Origin of the sequence: Leifsonia araucanica (genome assembly GCF_051161895.1) — a bacterium.
GTDB lineage: Bacteria > Actinomycetota > Actinomycetes > Actinomycetales > Microbacteriaceae > Leifsonia.
In genome coordinates this window covers 3,137,447-3,156,134 of the sequence record NZ_JBMBTW010000002.1, presented here as the reverse complement: position 1 = coordinate 3,156,134, position 18,688 = coordinate 3,137,447, and the positions used below count along the sequence as shown (strand labels likewise).

Genomic DNA, 18,688 nt, shown 5'->3' with positions numbered 1-18,688 from the left:
ACCGGGTTCGACCCTGGCGCGCACGAGAAAAGGCTCTGGCGGAGGGCGTGGGATTCGAACCCACGAGACATTTCTGCCCACCAGTTTTCAAGACTGGCTCCATCGGCCGCTCGGACAGCCCTCCTGGCGCCGGGGTGAACCGGCGTCGCCCGATTCTATCGGAACCGGTTGCCGCTCTCAGTCGGTGAAGGGCTTGGAGCAGGTGTACTGGTTCGCCGTCTGGCCGTGGACGTCCGACGGCAGGTCGACGGCGCCGGAGGACGGCTGCGTCGGGGCATCGCTGGTCGGAGCGGTCGGCGTGCCCGTCGCCGGCGGAGGCGTTGCGGCGGTTCCACCGGCCGGGGTGCCCGTCGCCGGGGCGTTCGGGTCGGCCTCGGAGCCGACGCCCGTGTCGCCCGTGAGTGTGATCGGCTGGTCGTTCTTCAGGGCGGTGAGCAGCGCATCCGCCGCGTCGGTGGTCGGGGAGACGCCGTCGCCGTCGTAGTGATTCGGGTACTGAACGAACACCATCTGGTTGAGGTCGATGTTCTTCAGCGCCGCCGCCATCGAGGCGATGGTGGTCACGTTGTTGAGGCTCTCCGAGAGCTCGATGTTGGTGGTCGCCGCCTTCGCCAGGCCGTAGACCTTCACCGGGTTGGAGAGGGTGTCCGAGCTCTTGATGGTGCGCACGAGCGACGAGAGGAAGACCTGCTGGTTGCTGATGCGGCCGAGGTCGGAGCCGTCACCGACACCGTGGCGGGTGCGGAGGAACGCGAGGGCCTGGGAGCCCTCGAGCGTGTTCTGGCCGGCCTTCACATCCAGGCCCGTGTACGGGTCGTTGATGTCGCCGGCGACACAGACGGGCACGCCGCCGACCGCGTTGGACATCTCGATCACGCCGTCGAACTCGATGACGCCCGCGTACGGGATGTCGAGGCCGGTCAGCTTCTGCACGGTGAGCACGGTGCAGGCGAGGCCGCCGTAGCTGAGGGTGTTGTTGATCTTCTGCCTGCTCATCGCGTCGAAGCTGCCGCCCTTGGGGTCCGGGCAGGACGGGATGGAGACGTACATGTCGCGCGGGAAGCTGATGACCGTCGCTGTCTTGTGGTCCGCCGAGACGTGCAACAGCATCGTCACGTCGTTGAGGACCTCGCCGCGGTCGCCGTATGCTGCGTTGCCGCCACCGCTGTCGCTACCCGCGAGGAGCACGTTGAACGCGCCGTTCATCGCACCGACCTGCGGCACGACCTCCTTGCCCTTCGCGTCGACCAGCTTGACCGACTGCTTGAGGCCGCTCGCAACATCCCACACCGCGTATGCGGCGACGGATGCGGTGCTCACGCCGACGACGGCGAGCACGGCTGCGAGCATCCCGAGGAGGAAGCGGAACGGGTGGCGCTGCTTGAGCCGACCGTGGCGTGCGATGCTCGGACCGGCCGATACTTCTTTCGCACGCGCCTGGGCGCGGGTGGGCAACTCGCTCATTCACTTCCTTCCGGGTTTTCGGGGATTCGCGCACCGAAAAGCCGGTGAGCACTACCCTCCAGAGTTGCAGATCACCCTGGCAAACTTCTGGACAGCCACGCCGGAAATGCTGATCAGAGGCTGTCGAGCACGCGCGCCAGGCCGTCCTCGACGACCGGCTCGGTGACCCGGTTGGCCACCGCTTTGACCTCGTCCGGCGCCTGGCCCATGGCCACGCCGAGCCCCTCGTCCGCCGCCCAGGTGAGCATGTCGATGTCGTTCCTGCCGTCGCCGACCGCCACCACCCGCGCCCGCGGGATGCCCAGCTGCTGCCGAACGCGCTCCAGCGCCGTCGCCTTGTTGACGCCGTCCGGCGCGATGTCGAGCCATGCCGTCCAGCCGATGGCGTAGCTGACCTTGTGCAACCCCATCCGCTCCACGATGTCGAGGAACTCGTCCTCGTCGTGCTGCGGAGAGACGACGACGACGCGGGTGGCGGGATGCTCGGTCAGCTCCTCGAAGGAGACCTGCACCGCGTTCACCAGCTCCCAGTCGGTCATGCCCTCGGTGTACCGGCGGAACCCGGCAGCGTCCTCGACCATGAAGCTGCCGCTCGGCAGATACGGCCGGATGGTCTCGAGCACCTCGGTCGGGTCGAACACCTCCACGAACTCGCGGCGGTAACCGTCTTCGTGGGTTTCGTCGCGCTTCATCGTGAGCGCGCCGTTCGCGCAGACCACGTATTCGCTGGTCAGGCCGAACTTCTGGTGGATGCCCCTCGCGGTCTCCCAGCTGCGGCCGGTGGCGAGCATGACCTCGTGACCGGCGTCGCGGACGCGGGCCACAGCATCCAGGACGGCGGCGCCGATCGTCTCGTCCTCGTGGATCAGCGTTCCGTCGACGTCGAGCGCGATCAGCAGACGGCCGTCGTCGTGGCGGCCGGTGGCGGTGTCAGCGGCGCTCACCGGGCGATCGGTTCCAGGACCTCGAGGCCGCCCAGGTACGGGCGGAGCGCCTCGGGCACGATCACCGAGCCGTCCTCCTGCTGGTGCGTCTCGAGGATGGCGACGATCCAGCGCGTGGTCGCCAGCGTGCCGTTCAGCGTGGCGACCGGCGTGGTCTTGCCGCTCTCCGTGCGGTAGCGGATGTCGAGGCGACGGGCCTGGAACGTGGTGCAGTTGGAGGTGGAGGTCAGCTCGCGGTACGCATCCTGAGTGGGCACCCACGCCTCGACGTCGTACTTGCGGGCAGCGCTCGAACCCAGGTCGCCCGCGGCCGTGTCGATCACGCGGTAGCTGAGGCCGAGGGCCTGCAGCATCTCCTCCTGGTACTGCAGCAGGCGCGCGTGCTCCGCCTCCGCCTCCTCGGGGAGCGTGTAGACGAACATCTCCAGCTTGTTGAACTGGTGCACCCGGATGATGCCGCGGGTGTCCTTGCCCGCCGAGCCCGCCTCGCGGCGGTAGCAGGTGGACCATCCGGCGTAGCGCAGCGGCTCCGTCACATCCAGGATCTCGTCGGAGTGGTATCCGGCCAGCGCGACCTCGCTGGTGCCGGTGAGGTAGAGGTCGTCGGCCGGCAGGTAGTAGATCTCGTCCGCGTGAGCGCCGAGGAAGCCGGTGCCCTGCATGATCTCCGGCTTGACCAGCGTCGGGGTGATCATCGGGATGAACCCGGCCGCGAGCGCCTTGTCGAGCGCCATGTTCATGATGGCGAGTTCGAGGCGCGCACCGATGCCGCGCAGGTAGGTGAATCGTGCGCCGGACACCTTCGCGCCGCGGGCCATGTCGATGGCGCCGAGGAGTTCGCCGAGTTCCAGGTGGTCGCGCGGCTCAAAGTCGAACGTCGGCTTCTCTCCGACGGTCTTGACGAGCACGTAGTCGTCCTCCCCACCGGACGGGACGCCGTCGACGATCGGGTTGCCGATGCGGCGGAGCACATCGTCGAAGCGCTTCTCGGCGTCGTTCGCCGCGGCCTGCGCCTCCTTGACCCTGCCGGCGAGGCTCTGCGCCTGCGCGACCAGTTCCTTCTTCTCCTCCTTGGGAGCAGCGGCCACCTTCTTGCCGAAAGCGTTCTGCTCCGCGCGCAGCTCCTCGAAGGCGGAGATGGCCGCGCGACGCTCCTTGTCGGCCTGCAGCGCCTCGTCGACGACCTCGACGGAGTCGCCCCTGGCCTCCTGCGAACGCTTGATGACGTCGGGGTGCTCACGGAGAAGAACTGGATCGATCACGGGTTCAGCTTATCGAGGCGACAGCGCCCGGTCCGGGCGTTCCCTGTGGAAACAGGTAGCGTGAGCTTCGTGAACGATCGGCGAGCGGGGGCGGCGACGACGGCCGCCGTCGTCTACAACCCGATCAAAGTCGACATCACGCGGCTGAAGGCGGCGGTCGAGACGGCGGCGGCGAGCGCAGGGGTGCAGGACATCCTCTGGTTCGAGACGACAGCCGACGACGGCACGGGCGCGGGCGGAGCCGGTCAGCAGCAGACCCGGGATGCGCTGGCCGCAGGAGCGACGCTCGTCCTGGCCGCGGGCGGAGACGGGACGGTGCGCGCCGTCGCAGAAGCCCTCCGAGACAGGGATGCGGACCTCGCCATCGTCCCCTCCGGCACGGGAAACCTGCTCGCCCGCAACGTCGGCGTGCCGTTCGCCCGGCTCGACGACGCGTGCGCGGTCGCCTTCGGCGGGGCGACGCGGCAGATCGACCTGGGCATCGCATCCATCACGGCGAAGGACGGCGGCATCCACGAGCACGCCTTCCTGGTCATGGCCGGCCTCGGCATCGACGCCACCATGATCGCCAACACCCGCCCCCGGCTGAAACGCCGCCTCGGCTGGCTGGCATACGTGGATGCGGGCTTCCGCGCCCTCCCGAGGGCGCAGAAGGTGCGCGTGCGATACACGCTCGACGCCGGGACGACCCGCACGGCGCAGGTGAGCACGATCCTCGTCGCCAACTGCGGCAGCCTGCCCGGGAACATCGAGCTGATCCCGGATGCGTCGGTCGACGACGGCGCGCTCGACATCGCGGTGCTGCAGCCCCGCTCGCTGTTCGGCTGGCTGCTGATCTGGCGCAAGGTCACCTGGGAGAACCGCGTGCTGCGCCGCAGCGCCGTCGGCAGGAAGATCATCCGGTTCACCGACAGGGCGATCCGCACCGAGCTGACCTACCTGCGCGGCGAGTCCGTGCGGCTGACGGTCGAGCGGCCGGAGCCGTTCGAGCTCGACGGGGACGGCTTCGGCGACGTGGTCGCGGTGGGGCTCACGGTCGACCCTGGGGCGCTGCGCGTGCGGGTGCCGGTGCGGGTGCCCGCCTGAGGGTTCACATCGGGGGTGCACACCTCCTCGGGGAACTGTCCCGGACCCTTACGGACCCGCCGATCTACTGCGCACGAACGCCACCCAGGTCACCGCCCCGCACACGGCCGCCACAGTCAGATCCGCAGCGACGAGCGCGAATCCGGTGAGTTGCAGAATCGTGGTGACCATGACGATGACGACGATCTCCAGAACGATCGAGAGTGCGGAGGTCGCGAACATCCCGAGCGCCGCCCGCTCGTCGAACGGGATCACCGCGCCGGCCAGCGTGGCGATGGCGAAGATCGCGAAGAACAGCGAGTACGCCTCCGCGATGCGCATCGGATCGTTGCCGATGAGCCCGGTGGCGAACATGGCCGCCGTGAAGACGGCGGTCAACGCGACACCGACGACACCGACGCGCAACCAGAGGACGGACGCGTCGCGCATCCCGATCGCACGCAGCGTCCAGTTGATGTCGCGTGAGCGCCCGATGATTAGTTCTCCCCCGGTCGCAGAGACCAGGACGAGGAACAGGAGCACGATGCCCGGATCGAGCATGTGACTCCGCGCTGCGACGACCAGCCCGGCATCGATGGCGATCATGGCGCCGAACGAGACACGCGATGTGGAGTCGCGCATCCACGTCGCCAGCTCCGTGGCGACGAGCTGGCCGCCGAACGAACGCAGTGCCGGAACCCGCACGGCGACGGTGCCCGCACGCAAATAGCCTCCCGCCGGGTCCGACGAGCTCAGAGCGGCCCCGAGCACCAGCAGTAGTGTGGACAGCCCCGCCAGGGCCAGCACGGCGAGCCAGCTCTGAGGCAGCATCCCACCCCACCAGCCGGTGATGGACGCCACCAGGGAGAACCCGCGGGGACGACCGCCGTCGGCCGCCCATCGGACGAGGTCGACAGCGACGAAGGACATCCCGAGCGCTGCGACGATGACTCCCCACAACCGTCGCTCGCGCGGCGGCACCCGGAGAAGCCCGAGAACGCGCTCGACAGCGAGGGTGACGACCTGGCACAGGAAGCCGAAGGCGACAGCGAGAAGCATGAGCGAGAGGAACGTCGCGACGGGAACCGCGCTGATGCCGGCCAGGAACACGAATGACCCGCCCAGCCCGAGGGCGGCGGCGACGGCGACGGCGACGGCGATGGGGAGGAACTCGGACACCGCGCAGTACCAGCGTGAGGCACCCAGCAGCCTCGCCTGCAAGGCGAGCGGGGACTCGACGGGCAGGAGCATCGTGAGGATCAAAGCAAGGCCGTACGCGGGCAGCGTGAGGATGATCGGCAGCACCGGCACAATGGTCGCTGCCGCCGCCGGATCGTCGATCAGGCCGCCCAGGAGGCTGGAACTCCACACGTACACCCCGGAGTTGTAGGCGAGGAGCAGGATCGCGCCCGCCGCCAGGACGACGTTGCGCTGAACGACGCCGCCGAGTTGGGCCGTGAGGTGATTGCGCGTCGACGCGACGTGCGCGCGAGCAAGGATCGGGAGAACGCTCATCGGCGCGTCCGGATGCCGTCGAGGGTGCTGAACAGCTGCTCGGATCTCATCGCGTGCCGGTCGTCCGAATTGACGATGCCCGCGAAGGTGTCGGCGAGGTCGGCAGAACCTGTCGCGCTCTCGCTGAACGCGCCCAGGAACCGGATACGTCCTCGGTCGAGAACCAGAACGTTGTCGCTGATCCGCGCCGCGACCGCAAGGTCGTGCGTCGAAATGAGAACGATGCTTCCCCGCTCGGCGGCCGCGTTCAGGACGGTGCGCATCACCACCTGCGCTTCCGGGTCGAGGCCCCGGAATGGTTCGTCGAGGATCAGGAGACTCGGTGAGTGCAGGATGTTGGCGAGCAGCATCAGCTTGCGCTTCATCCCGTGGCTGTACTCGCGGATCATCCGGGTCTCCGAACCGGCCATGTTCGTTGCTTCGAACAGGTTCGCCACATCGCCGTCGGAGAGTTCGACCTCGCGCGCAACGGCCGAGAAGCGCAGGAACTCGCGGCCGGTGAGCAGGCTCGGCAGCGGAAGATCGTCTGCACAGAAGCCGACGTGCGTGCGCTGGATCGCTGTGAGCGGCTCACCTCGCAGCCGCACGCTTCCCTGTCGCACGGGAATGAGGCCGAGGAGCGCGTGCAGGAGGGTCGATTTGCCCGAACCGTTCGGCCCGAGCATGGACACCATCGTGCCCGGCTCGATGTCTGCATCGATGCCGTTCAGCACGGCCGGTCGACGGCCGTAGCCCACGACCAGGTCACGGACGATCAGGCCCGGATGGTTGCTCATGTGTTTTCCTTCCGTTGGAACGCGTCCAGAAGGGCACGCCCGTCCTTGCTGAATGGGGTGAGCGCCGCAAGGTGGCTGACAAAGGGGACAGAGAAGAGCAGGACAAGCGGGCTCGGCTCCTCGATGCAGAGCAAGGCGATTCCAATGACGATCACGCCGACGGATGCTCCGGCCGCCGGCCCGCACATCGTGATGAGCGCATCCCTGCGCGGGGCGAAACGCGGTCGCCGGATCTCGGCGGAGAACCAGTCGCCGTGCGCTTCGACGCGGTCGGTCACGCTTCGCGAGTGCAGCAGCCTGATCGAACGTATGGCGGGAAGCGCATGACCGTACTCGTGCACGAGGATCGACAGAGGAAAGAGCACGATCGACGCGAAACCGCTGTACGCCACGGGCGGTCCGAACATCGCGCCGAGGAGCACGATGCCCGGTCCGCCCACGATGGCCAGCGTCGTCAGGCAGAGCAGACTGAACCGCCACGACGCACTGACCGCGAGCCGGAACGCCCGCGGCTGAGCCATCACGGCTGAGCCATCATCGACGACGTCGAAGTGCCCAGATCGCGACACCGATCGATGCCCCCACCACGGCACACACCAACGCGGGAACGACGAGACCGTCCCCCGACTCTGCGCGCACGGTGCCGTCGACCACGGCGACGTCGATAACCAGCGGCACGTGTGCCGACGCCTGGGAGTCGACTGCGTTGAAGATCGCCCAGCCGACCGCGATCGCGGTACCCACGGCACCCACGACGAGTCCGGTCACCAGACCGATCGCACCAGCCACGAGGGCGCCGCGCTTGGTGGACGACGGCGCGGACCTCAGCTGATCACCGAGAACTGTCATTTCTTGCAGGCGACCTTCACTTCGAACCAGCTGGTGTGGACGTACCACTCGAAATTCATGCCCTTCTGCGAGCAGAAGATGAGAACGGCGATGCTGATGGCAGCAGCGAGCAACGCGAGCACGGCGACAAGGACGATGAACGCCACGACCGGCGCCACCCCGTTCGCTACGCCACCGGCGCGCCGTTCAGCGAGCGCTGCCCGCCGCGACACCAGCGCGCCCAGCGGATCGCTCGTCGCAACGCGCGAGGCCAGTTCGAAGACCGCCTCTCGCGTTCTGGAGAGGGAGACCTGCTGGCGGTCGAGAGTGATTGACATCGGAACTCCTTTGAATCCAAACGCCAGATGATACATCTTGTATCTGGAACCTGGCGTTTCAAAGAAGGTACGGTCTGCCCGCGTCCGCTGCAATGTTGTTATTGCATCTATAAGGGACGCGGGGGCCGCCTCACGAGGAGGCGACTCGAGCCGATCAGTCCGACTGTTCCGGTCCGTGCGTCGCCTCAGCGACAGGCTCAAGCGCAGGCCGCGCGGAGAGCAGGGTCAGCGCGAGCAACAGAACGAGGGTCGCGAGACCGACCGTGATCAGCGGGCCGGCGAGCATCCAGCCCAGCTGACTGAAGACGAGGCCGGTGACGTCGGCGCCCGACGTGGGGTTGGTGTACGAGGTGAAGACCGACATCACGTAGAGCAGGATGCCGAGCGCCACCAGGCCGCCGCCGACCAGCCAGAGGGTGAGGACGGCCCGGTTGCGGCGGGGCGAGAAGTCGACCGTGGCGAGGATTCCGCCGCTGGCGGGATGCGCGAGGGCGGGGGCGGCGGTGAGGGCGGGGGCCGTTGCCGGAGCGGGGGCCGCGCCGGTCGGGGGCGCGTAGGGCACCGCTTCCGCCTCCACGACGTCGTACTCAGCGTCCGCCGACGCATCCACTCGTTCCACCCGCTCGGCCCGATCCGCCCGCTCCACCGGGTCGACCGCCCGCGGTGCGGGGCGCTGGAACGCTGCGGTCGCAGCCGCATCCCGCATCCTGGTGGCGGGTCGCTCCCCCGGCTTGGGCTGGTACCCGCGCTGGAAGGCCGGGTCGTAGCGCGGATCGAAATCGCCGCGGTCGGCGGTCTCGCGGTTCGCTTCGTCCACGGCCATCGTGTGCTCCTCGCTCGGGACTCGGAACGGTTCTGGCTCGCAGCCTACCCCTGGTGGCCCGCGCCGGCGCCGGCGTCGGTGTCCCTGGGCGCCGTGAGGGACGCCAGCCAGTCGCGCGCCTCGGTGAACACCTCGTCGCGGTATCGGCGGTCGTAGTCGACGGAGACCTTGTCCGCGCGCGGGTACGAGCCGAGGAAGATCACGGCCGGGCTGAACCTGCGCAGGCCGAGCAGCGCATCCGCCACCCGCTCGTCGTGGATGTGGCCGTCGGCGTCGATCACGAAGCGGTAGCGGCCGAGGGCGTCGCCGATCGGCCGCGACTCGATCAGGCTCAGGTTGATGCCCCTCGTGGAGAACTGTTCGAGCAGGTCGAGCAGGGAGCCCGGGCGGTCGTCGGGGAGCTCGGCGATCAGGCTGGTCTTGTCCGCGCCGGTCGGGGCCGGGACGCTGCGCTCCGTGCTGACGAGGACGAAGCGGGTGACCGCGTTCGGATTGTCGCCGATGTTCGCGGCGAGCACCTCGACGTCGTGGTGGTCGACGATGCCGGGGGGCGCGATGGCCGCGTCCGCCGTGCTGCCCTCGAAGAGCGAAGCGGCCGCGGCCACGTTGCTGGACGCCGGCAGGTGACCGTGCTCAGGCAGGTGCTCGTCGAGCCACAGGTGGCACTGCGCGTACGCAACGGGATGCGCGTTGATCGTCTTCACGTCGGCGAGCGTCGTGCCCGGGCGGGCCACGAGCACGAAGTTGACCGGGACGAGGTACTCGCCGACGATGCGGAGGCCGGGCACGGTGGCCAGCGCATCCTGAGCGACGGAGACGCCGCCCTCGATCGAGTTCTCGATCGCGATCATCGCTGCGACGCTGCGGCCGGAGACCACGTCGGCGAGCGCCTCCCCCACGTTGTTGACCGAGCGCCAGTGCTTGCCGCGCGCTTCGGGGACCTGCGCGAGCGCCGCCTCGGTGAACGTGCCGGACGGGCCGAGGAAGCTGTAGACCTCGTCGACGGACGCGGGCAGTTCGGCGGTGGGCTCGACGGCTTCAGGCATGGCGATCAGCTTAGCCAACCGCCTCTGCACAGGATGAAGTTCTCCACAACCTGACGTAACCCTCTGGCGCGGCGCAGCCCGAGTGGAAGTATGGAGCCATGAACGAACGAGCCGGCACCCCAGCCCAAGCCTCCGACCTGGTCGACATCGACGCTCTGCGACGCGCCTACTACGACCTCAAGCCGGATGTGAGCATCCCGGAGCAGAGGGTGGTGTTCGGCACGTCCGGTCACCGCGGCAGTTCGCTGAACACGGCGTTCAACGAGAACCACATCGCCGCCACTACACAGGCGATCGTGGAGTACCGGGCATCGCAGGGCATCACCGGGCCGCTGTTCCTCGGCGCGGACACGCACGCGCTGAGCGAGTACGCGATGACCACCGCTCTCGCAGTCCTGGTCGGCAACGAGGTGCGCGTGCTGGTCGACGAGTTCGACGACTGGGTGCCCACGCCCGCCCTGTCGCACGCGATCCTGCGCTACAACCGCGCCGGTCACGACGACCAGGCAGACGGCATCGTGGTCACCCCGAGCCACAACCCGCCGGCCGACGGCGGTTTCAAGTACAACCCGCCGCACGGCGGCCCGGCAGACACAGACGCCACGAGCTGGATCGCCAACCGCGCCAACGAGCTGATCGCCGACGACCTCCGCGGCGTCCGGATGAGCGAGCCGAGCGCGGTGGAGACGTACGACTTCCGCGGAACGTACGTCGACGACCTCGAGAACATCATCGACGTGAAGGCCATCCGCGACAGCGGCATCCACATTGGCGCAGACCCGCTCGGCGGAGCGAGCGTCAACTACTGGGCAGCCATCGCGGAGCGGTACGGCCTCGACCTCACGGTCGTGAACCCCACAGTCGACCCCACCTGGAGCTTCATGACGCTCGACTGGGACTCCAAGATCAGGATGGACCCGTCCAGCCCGTCGGCGATGGCGTCGGTGCTCGCGCACAAAGACGACTACGACATCCTCACCGGCAACGACGCCGACGCCGACCGGCACGGCATCGTCACGCCGGACGGCGGCCTGATGAACCCCAACCACTACCTCGCGGTGGCCATCGACTACCTCTATCGCACGCGCACCGAGTGGCGGAAAGACGCAGCGGTCGGCAAGACCCTCGTCTCCTCCTCGATCATCGACAAGGTGGCAGATTCGCTCGGCCGCCGGCTGTGGGAGGTGCCGGTGGGCTTCAAGTGGTTCGTGCCCGGGCTCATCGACGGCTCGGTCGGCTTCGGTGGTGAGGAGAGCGCGGGAGCGAGCTTCCTCCGCTTCGATGGCTCGGTCTGGACCACGGACAAAGACGGCATCCTCTTGGCGCTGCTCGCCAGCGAGATCCGCGCGGTGACCGGCAAGACCCCCTCCCAGCTCTATGCGGAACTCACCGAGAAGTTCGGCGACCCCGTCTACGAACGAGTGGATGCTCCGGCCAGCCCCGCCGAGAAATCCGCCCTCTCCAAGCTCGACGGCGAAGCGATCACCGCCACCGAGCTGGCGGGAGAGCCGATCACGGCCAAGCTCAGCCGCGCCCCCGGCAACGACGCGGCCCTCGGCGGGGTCAAGGTCGAGACGGCGACGGCCTGGTTCGCCGCCCGGCCGAGCGGCACCGAGAACGTCTACAAGATCTACGCCGAGTCGTTCGCCGGTTCCGACAACCTGCGCGAGGTGCAGGAGGAGGCGAAGCGGATCGTCGGCGACGCGCTGGCGGGGGCGTAGCGGCGGGACTCCTTCGCCGGATTGTGTTTCCGGGCCGCCGCCCTGCTGGCGGCGGCCCGTCATAATTGACGATTCTTCAACTCACTGAGGTCGAGAGCCGCGTTCTCCAGGGCTCTCGTACCCGAGTTGGAGTCCCGAAATGCTTCCCTTGCTGTTCCAGCGCGCGAACCGACGGTCGCGCGTTTCCTTTGCTCATGCCTCCGCGGCGCTCGCGGCCGTCGCCGCCGTCGCCGCCCTCGGTGCGACGGCGCTCGCGCTCGCACCCGCTCAGGCCGCGTCGGCCGCGCCGGTGGATGCGGTCACCGCCGTGACCATCCAGGCGCCGGATCCCGCGCATCCGGACACCCCGTTGACCGTGGGTCAGCGGTTCCGCGTCGACGCTCAGTGGGCGTTGCCGTCCGGCGCGCAGCCGGGCGACACCTTCACTCTCTCGTTCCCATCGCCGGTGAGCGGCTATTCGTCGCAGTTCGAACTGCGGGACTCGACCGGCGCGGACGTCGGCAGCTGCGCGGTCGTCTCGACGAGCGTCACCTGCACCGTCGGCCCGTACGCCGCCACCCACTCCGGCATCGCTGGTTCGCTCTACTTCTACGCGACCGCTGCGTCGGCCGCGACGGGCGACGTGCTGTTCAGCGCAGGATCGACGGCGACGATCACGGTCCCGCTGCCGGGCGGCGGCATCCAGCCGGGCACCGGGGGCGGCGGCTGGCCTGCGCCGACGACGCTGACGAAGGGCGGCTGGCAGAACGCCGACGGCACGCTCGGCTGGAACGTCAGCGTGCCGGGCGCCCTCCTCGCGACCGGAGGATCGGAGGTCGAGCTGACGGACACCTACGACAGTCGCCTCACGCTGCACCCCGGCTCGCTCGAGGTGTACCGGGTGCCGATCGCCGGCTGGAACAACGGCGACTGGGGCGCATCGGCGACCAAGCTCACTGAAGGTACCGGCGCAGGCACCTTCTCGTTCACGCCCGCAGCCGCGTCGTTCGCCCTCACCGTGCACCAGCCGGACCCGGCCAGCGTCTACTCCATCTACTACCGGCTCGACGTCCCGGCCGGCATCCCCGACGGCACGGTCTTCGCGAACACCGCAAGCGGCCGCAGCCTCGGCGACGCGCAGGCGTCGGTCGACTACGTCACAGCGGGCGGCGCAGCATCCGGGATCACCCTCCGCAGCATCGCGGTCACCAAGCAGGTCACCGGCGACGGCGTCGCACCCTCCGGCACCTTCCCTGTGACGGTGACCTGCACGTCCGGCGGCTCCCCCGTCAGCGGATACCCGGCGACCGCCGGGATCGCCGCCGGCCAGACGAAGACGTTCCCCGGCATCCCGGTGGGCGCGCAGTGCACGGTCACTGAGACGGACAGCCGCGGCGCCACCTCGGTCGCATACGCCCCCACGGGCGACATCGCGGTGACCCAGGACTCCCCGACGACGATCCCCGTGACGATCACAAACGACTACGCCGCCGTGCCGCCGACCTCGACTCCGACACCCACGCCGACGCCGACGGCGGTCGTGCCGCCGACAACCCCGGCGTCCCCGGCGTCAGGCGCGGCGCCTGTGGCCGGGAGCCCCTCATCCCCGAGCGGCACCCTCGCGCACACCGGAAGCGACACGACCGGGGCCGGGATGCTCGGGATCACGGCAGCAATGGCGGTCGCCGCCGGACTCGGGATGCTCGTGCTCCGTCGCGTCCGCCGCTCGGCCACCCGCCGCTGAGGCCCTGAGCCGCGGGGCGGCTGGTTCCCATCCCAGCCGTCCCGCGCCGCGTGGTGGCGCGACCAATACGCGGCGCTCCTGGTGCGGAGGGTGAAGTGAATCACCGGGTCCCGCCACGACTGGTGCCGCGGCGCAAGGTGCGGACGGGTGCGCTGGGTGGCGCTGCTCTCTGGCCAGCGTTGCTCGTTGCGGCGGCTGCCGGTCAGTCGGCCGCGTGGGCCTCCGCCGCCGGTCCGACGCGTCCGTCGCCCGCGTACCTCACCTCTCCGAGGAAGTAGCCGTGCAGCGGCAGCCACAGGTGCCGATCCGACCAGCGACCGTCGGCATCGAGCGCGGCGGTGGTCCAGCCGATGCTGCCCCACACGCGCAGTTCGACGTCGGCGCCGGGGATGCCGGTCGCGGTGGCCGTGACGGCAGGACCGTGGTCGGGCCACCAGGACCAATCGATCGAGAGCGCGGGCGCGACCAGCTGCACATCGACCGTCGACGATGCGGACTGTCGACGGGCCTGGTCCGTCTGCGTGACCGTGAGGGTGCTCGTGCCTGCGGCGAGACCGGTCACCGGTGGCGATGTCCACGCGCCGGTCGCATCGGCGGCGACGCTGACCGGACCCACCCCACCCGGCCCGGAGATCGCCACCGTTGCTCCCGGTTGGGCCGTGCCGCTGAGGATGGGGAAGTACCGTCCGTCCGCCGTGTCCACGGCGATGACGACCGGCGCAGCGGGGGTCCGGTCGATCGTGACGTCCAACGACGAGGCGGCCGACGTGCCCTGCGCTGCCTTCTGCACGAAGGTCAGAGCGTGCCGCCCATCGGCGTATGCCGCGAGAGGAATACGGATCGTCCACGAACCCGTGGCATCCGCCGGGAAGGTGGAGAAGACGCTGCGGTCGACGGCGGCGGTCACCGATGAGCCGGGAAGGGCGGTGCCCGAGACCGTGATGACGTCGGCGTCGGTGAGCACCGGAGCGCTGGGGGACGGTGACAGGATCACCGGCGCATCCGGCACGGGAGTGGCAGGCGTCGTCGGCGAGGTCGTCGGGGTGGGCGTGGGGGTCGGCTTCGGCTTTGCGGGCGCGGTCGGAACGGTCGCGGGGCGCGGCTGTCCCCCGGCCTGCGGCGTTGACGCTGCGACACCTGGCGTGGCCGCCGGGTCCACCGCGGGCGGCTCGACGGGTGCAACCGTGGGCGCAGGCACGACCGGACGCGGGGGTGGCGCGGCCACCGTCGCCGTCGCGGGCGGCACAGCGGGCTGGGAGGGACCGGACGCCGCCGCGACGTCCTGGTCGCTCGGCGTCGAGGCGATCGTCGACGAGAGCGCGAAGCCTGCCACCGCCACCGCACAGAGCACGAGGCCCGCTCCGACGAGCACGGGAAGACCGGATGCGGTCCCCGCGCTGGCTGCGCCGGCGGTGCCGGCGGTGTTTGCGCTACCAGCACTACTGGCACCCCCCAGCGTCCCCGCCGTCGCCGCCGACGCGGCACCGACGCCGCCGCCCGTCGAGAGCCACGCCGTGTACGCGATGGCCCCGCCGATCCCGGCGGTCAGGGGCAGGAGGATGAGGCCGACCTGGCGGCTGGCGTCTGTGGCCTCGCTTGCGGCGAGGCTGCATTCGGCGCACGTCTCCAGGTGGGCGTCGACGCGGGTGCGCGTGCGCTTCTGCGCCTTGCCGCGGAGGTATGCGCCGAGGTGGTCGATGGTCCAGCGGCACTCGGAGTCGGCGGGGACCGATGCGAGGTGGGCCTGGATCCAGGCCTGGCGGAGGCCCTCGCGGGCGCGGTACGCGAGTGCTGCGGCCGAGTTCGCGCTGAGGCCGAGGAGCGGGGCGAGTTCTCGGGGCGCCAGCCCCTCGACCTCGGTGTACCAGAGCACCTCCTGCCACTCCGGGGAGAGCGTGCGGAACGCGGACATCGCGAGCGTGCCGTTGAGCGCATCCAGTTGGGCTTCCTCGCTGAAGCGGGGGTCCTCGATGAGGTCGGCGTCGTCGACCGCCACCTCGCGGCGTGCGCGTCCCCATCCTGCTGCCGTATTCCTGATCGTCGTGAACAGGTACGGCCGGAAGCCCGACGTCGGGCCGCCGCCCGCCGCGATCGTCTTGAAGATGCGGGCGAAGGACTCGGAGACGAGATCGTCCGCGTCGAGTGTCGGGCTGTGCGAGCGCGCGACCGCGAGGCCCGCCGACGCGTGGCGTCGCCACAGCTCGGCATACGCGTCGCGATTGCCAGAACGGCTCAGCTCGACGAGTTCGCCGTCAGAACGGGTAGAGAGGGCTCGTCGGGCGCTGAAGAGCGCTTTCGGCATGTTTCGACCTCCGGGAACAGGTGACGACCGACCGGATGCCCCTTCGGGAGGACACCTGGTCTTAACCGAGAGAGAGTCCCCAGCACGCGGAACATGACGCGACTGCTGGGGAATTCTCAGATATTTCTCTCAGGCCCTGCGCCGGGCTAATCGCCGTGGCCCTGGACCAGCTCCTCCACCGCCTCGAACGCCCGCGCGACACCGGAGCAGCGCTGCACGTCGCCCGACATCGCCAGGTCCGCGGCGACCTGCGTGACCGCGGTCCGCGCATCCAGCAGCCCGCGATGGTACGCGTCGCGTTCGCCCTGCGTCCGCTCGGCGTCGAAAGAACGGTCGGCGCCGCGCATCCGCCGGCACTCCACAGCGGGGACCAGGATGCTCACCTCGCGCAGCGCGTCGGTGAACAGCAGGATGCTGTCTCTGTCGTCGTCGTAGCCGCCCGCGAGTCCGACGAGCACGTTGCCGTCCCTGGACCAGCGGATCAGTTCCCCGATCAGCGGGTGGTCGATGGCCGGCACGGTCACACCGACGTGGCGACGAGGGCCGCCCACATGGCGACGAGGGCGCCGACCGAGATCACGGCGGCTGCGCCGATCACCACCACCGGCGAACGCCAGAACGGGGCGGAGTGCGAGGGCGTGCCGGCCGGCACCCTCTCGAGCTCTGCCCGGAGTTCAGCGAGCGTCATGCGCTGCTGGCCGAGCACATAAGGGGCTTCGTCGTCGGCGATAGTCATCGGGTGCCTTCATCGAGTCGGGGGTTCGGTAACGGGGCAGCAGGGGGCTGCCGCCGTCACGAAGAGAGACGCAGAATGCGCGCCTCGATGACGCCACGCTCGAAGAAATTCGTGCGTCGGCTCACCGCCGACGGCAGAGAAACGCGCCGGCGGAACGACTCACTAGTACGTCGTACCGCCCGGCACTCCGAAGAACTCCTCCAGCGTCGTCACGCCGGTCGCGTGCAGCTGGGCCGCCAGCGGCGCACCGATGTAGCGGAAGTGCCACGGCTCGAACGTGAACCCGGTGACCGGCACCTTGTCGGCCGGATACCGCAGAAGGAAGCCGAACCGCCACGCGTTCGCCGCCAGCCACTCCCCCTGCGGCGTCTGCGCGAAGCAGGCGGCGAGGGAACACTTCGCCGGGACGGCGCTGATGTCGACGGCGAGCCCGGTCTGGTGCTCGCTGTGCCCAGGCCTGGCCGTGTCGGTGTCCGCGTACGCCTGGCCGTTGCGTGCCACGTCGTCGTTGTAGACCCGCACCTGCGACTCGTACGACCGGTATGCGCTCTGCACCGAGAACTCGAGGCCGGCCTCCGCCTTGCCTGCGGCGAACATCGCGACCAGCGCCGTCGCCACCTCCTGCCGCATCGGCTGGCGGTTCACGTACGTCACGTCCGGGTAGACCAGATCGCCCGGGACGTACTCCGGCGGCTTCAACCCCCGCGGCTTGTTCGCCACGACCCAGGTGCTCGCCGGATCGTCGATGGACTGCGCCGCCTTGTCGAAGCCGACCGCCGTCGGCGTGGGCGTGACCGTCGGCGTGGGGCGCGACGACACGGACGGGTCCCCCGTCGGGCGAGACGGCTTCGAGTGCGGTGTGCCGGAACGCCGTGGGTGGTCGGCCGCCGTCGCCCCGCCCGTCGCGCATCCACTGAGTGCCGCGACGACGATCAGCGCACCGCCGAGAAGCGCGGCCGCCGTCGCGCGGGCACGACGCGGTCGAAGCTCCCCCATGTTCACGCGATGAGCATATCTCGATGCATAGTCACGCGTTCGGTACTCCCAGCCGCGTCGCGGCGGGCGTGCAGGCTACTTGGAGAGGCTCCAGAAGTGGCCGATGGCGCCGGGGTGGTCGACCGTGATCGTCGTGTCGAGGTCGCGGTAGTCGGTGTCCTCGTTGTGGCCGACCATCTTGATGACGACCTTGCCGTCGACCTTCTGCACGGAGGAGACGATCTGCACGTGGTCGAGGGAGTCGTTGTCGTTCCAGTCGAACATCACGATGTCGCCGACCTTGATGTTGTCGCGCTGGTCGAGCGGGTACTCCGTGAGGCCGAGGGCCGCGGCGTTCGCCTGGAAGTACGCATCCATCGACGGCACGTAGCCCCAGGCGGGGCTCCAGTCGGCCGCGGCGTCCTTGTTGTACCAGTCGGCGTTCATCTGCCAGCCGCGGGCGATGAGCGACTGGCTGACGAAGTTGGCGCAGTCGCCACCCACCGGGTTGAGGTCGCCCCACTCCGCGGTGTTGTAGTTCTTCCAGTAGGTCATCGCGTATGCGAGCTGCTTGTCCACCGGCGTCGCGACCTTGTAGTCGTATGCCTTGTCGCTGCTGGCGATGGCCTTGCCGTTCTTGCCGGTGAGGGCCACGTCCACGGCGCCGGCCTGGTAGTTGGCGGCGGGAGGGACGACCGCGACGACCTTGTTGTCGCTGGTGTGCGTGACCGTGGCCTGCTGGCCGCCGATCTGCACGCTCTTCACGTCGTCGAGGTTGTTGCCGGAGATGGTGACCGTCCCTGCACCGGAGACGCTGCCTGCTGCCGGGCGGATCGTGGAGATGCTCGTGCTCTCCGACGACGGGGATGCGCCGGCGACGGCCTTGGTGATGGGCGACGGTTCGCCCGCGCATCCGGTGAGGATGAGCGCGGTGGCTGCGGCGAAGCCTGCTGCCACGATGAGGCGGCGCGAAGGGGTCGTACGGGACTGGCGGAACATGGGACCTTCAGATCGAATGTCGAATGGGGGGGCGTCGGATTCGGGTCTTCTTTCACGGTACGCCTGCTTTTTCGGTGGCACCTGTGCGGGGGGTGTGGTTCGCGTGGATTCGATCCATACATCCGCATGAATGCGCGGAATCCGGGATGCGCGTTCGCTTGTGGCGAACGT

Annotated in this window: 18 protein-coding genes and 1 tRNA gene; 3 read left to right on the top strand and 16 right to left on the bottom strand. The window is 69.3% G+C overall.

Annotated features, from left to right (window positions below):
* Positions 1–36: 36 nt before the first annotated feature.
* The 4 genes from ACN6M5_RS15265 to serS all read right to left on the bottom strand — a co-directional run bounded on the left by ACN6M5_RS15265 (position 37) and on the right by serS (position 3,670).
* Positions 37–124: transfer RNA gene (locus ACN6M5_RS15265), tRNA-Ser, on the bottom strand.
* A 53-nt stretch (positions 125–177) separates the two neighbouring features.
* Positions 178–1,464, bottom strand: a complete 1,287-nt coding sequence (locus ACN6M5_RS15260; protein ID WP_434951088.1) for an LCP family protein — start codon at positions 1,462–1,464, stop codon at positions 178–180.
* Between the two features lie 113 nt (positions 1,465–1,577).
* Positions 1,578–2,408 (bottom strand): HAD family hydrolase, encoded by an 831-nt coding sequence (locus ACN6M5_RS15255; protein WP_434951086.1) that lies wholly within the window; start codon positions 2,406–2,408, stop codon positions 1,578–1,580.
* Positions 2,405–3,670: a serine--tRNA ligase gene (serS, locus tag ACN6M5_RS15250; RefSeq protein ID WP_434951084.1), complete on the bottom strand. Its 1,266-nt coding sequence runs from the start codon at positions 3,668–3,670 to the stop codon at positions 2,405–2,407. Before serS ends, ACN6M5_RS15255 begins: the two co-directional genes overlap by 4 nt.
* Positions 3,671–3,739: 69 nt before the next feature.
* Here serS and ACN6M5_RS15245 point away from each other — a divergent pair, with 69 nt between their 5' ends.
* Complete coding sequence (locus ACN6M5_RS15245; protein WP_434951082.1) at positions 3,740–4,756, top strand: diacylglycerol/lipid kinase family protein; 1,017 nt, start codon at positions 3,740–3,742, stop codon at positions 4,754–4,756.
* 48 nt (positions 4,757–4,804) lie between these two features.
* Here ACN6M5_RS15245 and ACN6M5_RS15240 read toward each other — a convergent pair whose 3' ends face one another.
* The 7 genes from ACN6M5_RS15240 to pheA form a co-directional block, all read right to left on the bottom strand.
* Positions 4,805–6,250 (bottom strand): hypothetical protein, encoded by a 1,446-nt coding sequence (locus ACN6M5_RS15240; RefSeq protein WP_434951080.1) that lies wholly within the window; start codon positions 6,248–6,250, stop codon positions 4,805–4,807.
* Positions 6,247–7,026, bottom strand: coding sequence for an ABC transporter ATP-binding protein (locus ACN6M5_RS15235; RefSeq protein ID WP_434951078.1), 780 nt, complete (start codon positions 7,024–7,026; stop codon positions 6,247–6,249). The genes ACN6M5_RS15240 and ACN6M5_RS15235 overlap by 4 nt, the downstream gene beginning before the upstream one ends.
* Positions 7,023–7,547, bottom strand: coding sequence for a zinc metalloprotease (locus ACN6M5_RS15230; RefSeq protein WP_434951076.1), 525 nt, complete (start codon positions 7,545–7,547; stop codon positions 7,023–7,025). The genes ACN6M5_RS15235 and ACN6M5_RS15230 overlap by 4 nt, the downstream gene beginning before the upstream one ends.
* Positions 7,548–7,560: 13 nt before the next feature.
* On the bottom strand, positions 7,561–7,875 hold the full coding sequence (locus ACN6M5_RS15225; RefSeq protein ID WP_434951074.1) for a hypothetical protein: 315 nt from the start codon (positions 7,873–7,875) through the stop codon (positions 7,561–7,563).
* Positions 7,872–8,192 (bottom strand): hypothetical protein, encoded by a 321-nt coding sequence (locus ACN6M5_RS15220; RefSeq protein ID WP_434951072.1) that lies wholly within the window; start codon positions 8,190–8,192, stop codon positions 7,872–7,874. Before ACN6M5_RS15220 ends, ACN6M5_RS15225 begins: the two co-directional genes overlap by 4 nt.
* Positions 8,193–8,346: 154 nt before the next feature.
* Complete coding sequence (locus tag ACN6M5_RS15215) at positions 8,347–9,015, bottom strand: hypothetical protein (protein ID WP_434951070.1); 669 nt, start codon at positions 9,013–9,015, stop codon at positions 8,347–8,349.
* Positions 9,016–9,059: 44 nt separating this feature from the next.
* The gene (pheA, locus tag ACN6M5_RS15210) at positions 9,060–10,061 is read right to left on the bottom strand and encodes a prephenate dehydratase (protein ID WP_434951068.1); all 1,002 of its coding nucleotides are present in this window, start codon (positions 10,059–10,061) and stop codon (positions 9,060–9,062) included.
* 98 nt (positions 10,062–10,159) lie between these two features.
* Here pheA and pgm point away from each other — a divergent pair, with 98 nt between their 5' ends.
* Together pgm and ACN6M5_RS15200 are read left to right on the top strand one after the other, a co-directional pair.
* Positions 10,160–11,782, top strand: coding sequence for a phosphoglucomutase (alpha-D-glucose-1,6-bisphosphate-dependent) (gene pgm, locus ACN6M5_RS15205; protein WP_434951066.1), 1,623 nt, complete (start codon positions 10,160–10,162; stop codon positions 11,780–11,782).
* 139 nt (positions 11,783–11,921) lie between these two features.
* Positions 11,922–13,505 carry a DUF5979 domain-containing protein gene (locus ACN6M5_RS15200; protein ID WP_434951064.1) on the top strand — a complete coding sequence of 528 codons (1,584 nt, stop codon included), beginning with the start codon at positions 11,922–11,924 and terminating at the stop codon, positions 13,503–13,505.
* A gap of 202 nt (positions 13,506–13,707) precedes the next feature.
* Here the strand turns inward: ACN6M5_RS15200 and ACN6M5_RS15195 are convergent, their stop codons facing one another.
* The 5 genes from ACN6M5_RS15195 to ACN6M5_RS15175 all read right to left on the bottom strand — a co-directional run bounded on the left by ACN6M5_RS15195 (position 13,708) and on the right by ACN6M5_RS15175 (position 18,517).
* The gene (locus ACN6M5_RS15195; protein ID WP_434951062.1) at positions 13,708–15,807 is read right to left on the bottom strand and encodes a sigma-70 family RNA polymerase sigma factor; all 2,100 of its coding nucleotides are present in this window, start codon (positions 15,805–15,807) and stop codon (positions 13,708–13,710) included.
* Between the two features lie 146 nt (positions 15,808–15,953).
* A complete protein-coding gene (locus tag ACN6M5_RS15190; RefSeq protein ID WP_434951060.1) occupies positions 15,954–16,331 on the bottom strand; it encodes a hypothetical protein in 378 nt (125 codons plus the stop codon).
* Positions 16,328–16,543 carry a hypothetical protein gene (locus ACN6M5_RS15185; protein WP_434951058.1) on the bottom strand — a complete coding sequence of 72 codons (216 nt, stop codon included), beginning with the start codon at positions 16,541–16,543 and terminating at the stop codon, positions 16,328–16,330. Before ACN6M5_RS15185 ends, ACN6M5_RS15190 begins: the two co-directional genes overlap by 4 nt.
* A 162-nt stretch (positions 16,544–16,705) precedes the next feature.
* Positions 16,706–17,539 carry a M15 family metallopeptidase gene (locus ACN6M5_RS15180; protein ID WP_434952418.1) on the bottom strand — a complete coding sequence of 278 codons (834 nt, stop codon included), beginning with the start codon at positions 17,537–17,539 and terminating at the stop codon, positions 16,706–16,708.
* Between the two features lie 75 nt (positions 17,540–17,614).
* Complete coding sequence (locus tag ACN6M5_RS15175) at positions 17,615–18,517, bottom strand: DUF1287 domain-containing protein (RefSeq protein WP_434951056.1); 903 nt, start codon at positions 18,515–18,517, stop codon at positions 17,615–17,617.
* Between the last annotated feature and the right edge of the window lie 171 nt (positions 18,518–18,688).

Bases quoted from the DNA above. Each gene is read 5' to 3' on its own strand.
- ACN6M5_RS15200 (WP_434951064.1), top strand. From the start codon at position 11,922: ATGCTTCCCTTGCTGTTCCAGCGCGCGAACCGACGGTCGCGCGTTTCC.
- pgm (WP_434951066.1), top strand. From the start codon at position 10,160: ATGAACGAACGAGCCGGCACCCCAGCCCAAGCCTCCGACCTGGTCGAC.
- ACN6M5_RS15185 (WP_434951058.1), bottom strand. From the start codon at position 16,543: ATGACTATCGCCGACGACGAAGCCCCTTATGTGCTCGGCCAGCAGCGC.
- ACN6M5_RS15180 (WP_434952418.1), bottom strand. From the start codon at position 17,539: ATGGGGGAGCTTCGACCGCGTCGTGCCCGCGCGACGGCGGCCGCGCTT.
- ACN6M5_RS15225 (WP_434951074.1), bottom strand. From the start codon at position 7,875: ATGACAGTTCTCGGTGATCAGCTGAGGTCCGCGCCGTCGTCCACCAAG.
- pheA (WP_434951068.1), bottom strand. From the start codon at position 10,061: ATGCCTGAAGCCGTCGAGCCCACCGCCGAACTGCCCGCGTCCGTCGAC.
- ACN6M5_RS15175 (WP_434951056.1), bottom strand. From the start codon at position 18,517: ATGTTCCGCCAGTCCCGTACGACCCCTTCGCGCCGCCTCATCGTGGCA.
- ACN6M5_RS15220 (WP_434951072.1), bottom strand. From the start codon at position 8,192: ATGTCAATCACTCTCGACCGCCAGCAGGTCTCCCTCTCCAGAACGCGA.
- ACN6M5_RS15260 (WP_434951088.1), bottom strand. From the start codon at position 1,464: ATGAGCGAGTTGCCCACCCGCGCCCAGGCGCGTGCGAAAGAAGTATCG.
- ACN6M5_RS15230 (WP_434951076.1), bottom strand. From the start codon at position 7,547: ATGGCTCAGCCGCGGGCGTTCCGGCTCGCGGTCAGTGCGTCGTGGCGG.
- ACN6M5_RS15215 (WP_434951070.1), bottom strand. From the start codon at position 9,015: ATGGCCGTGGACGAAGCGAACCGCGAGACCGCCGACCGCGGCGATTTC.
- ACN6M5_RS15235 (WP_434951078.1), bottom strand. From the start codon at position 7,026: ATGAGCAACCATCCGGGCCTGATCGTCCGTGACCTGGTCGTGGGCTAC.
- ACN6M5_RS15195 (WP_434951062.1), bottom strand. From the start codon at position 15,807: ATGCCGAAAGCGCTCTTCAGCGCCCGACGAGCCCTCTCTACCCGTTCT.
- ACN6M5_RS15240 (WP_434951080.1), bottom strand. From the start codon at position 6,250: ATGAGCGTTCTCCCGATCCTTGCTCGCGCGCACGTCGCGTCGACGCGC.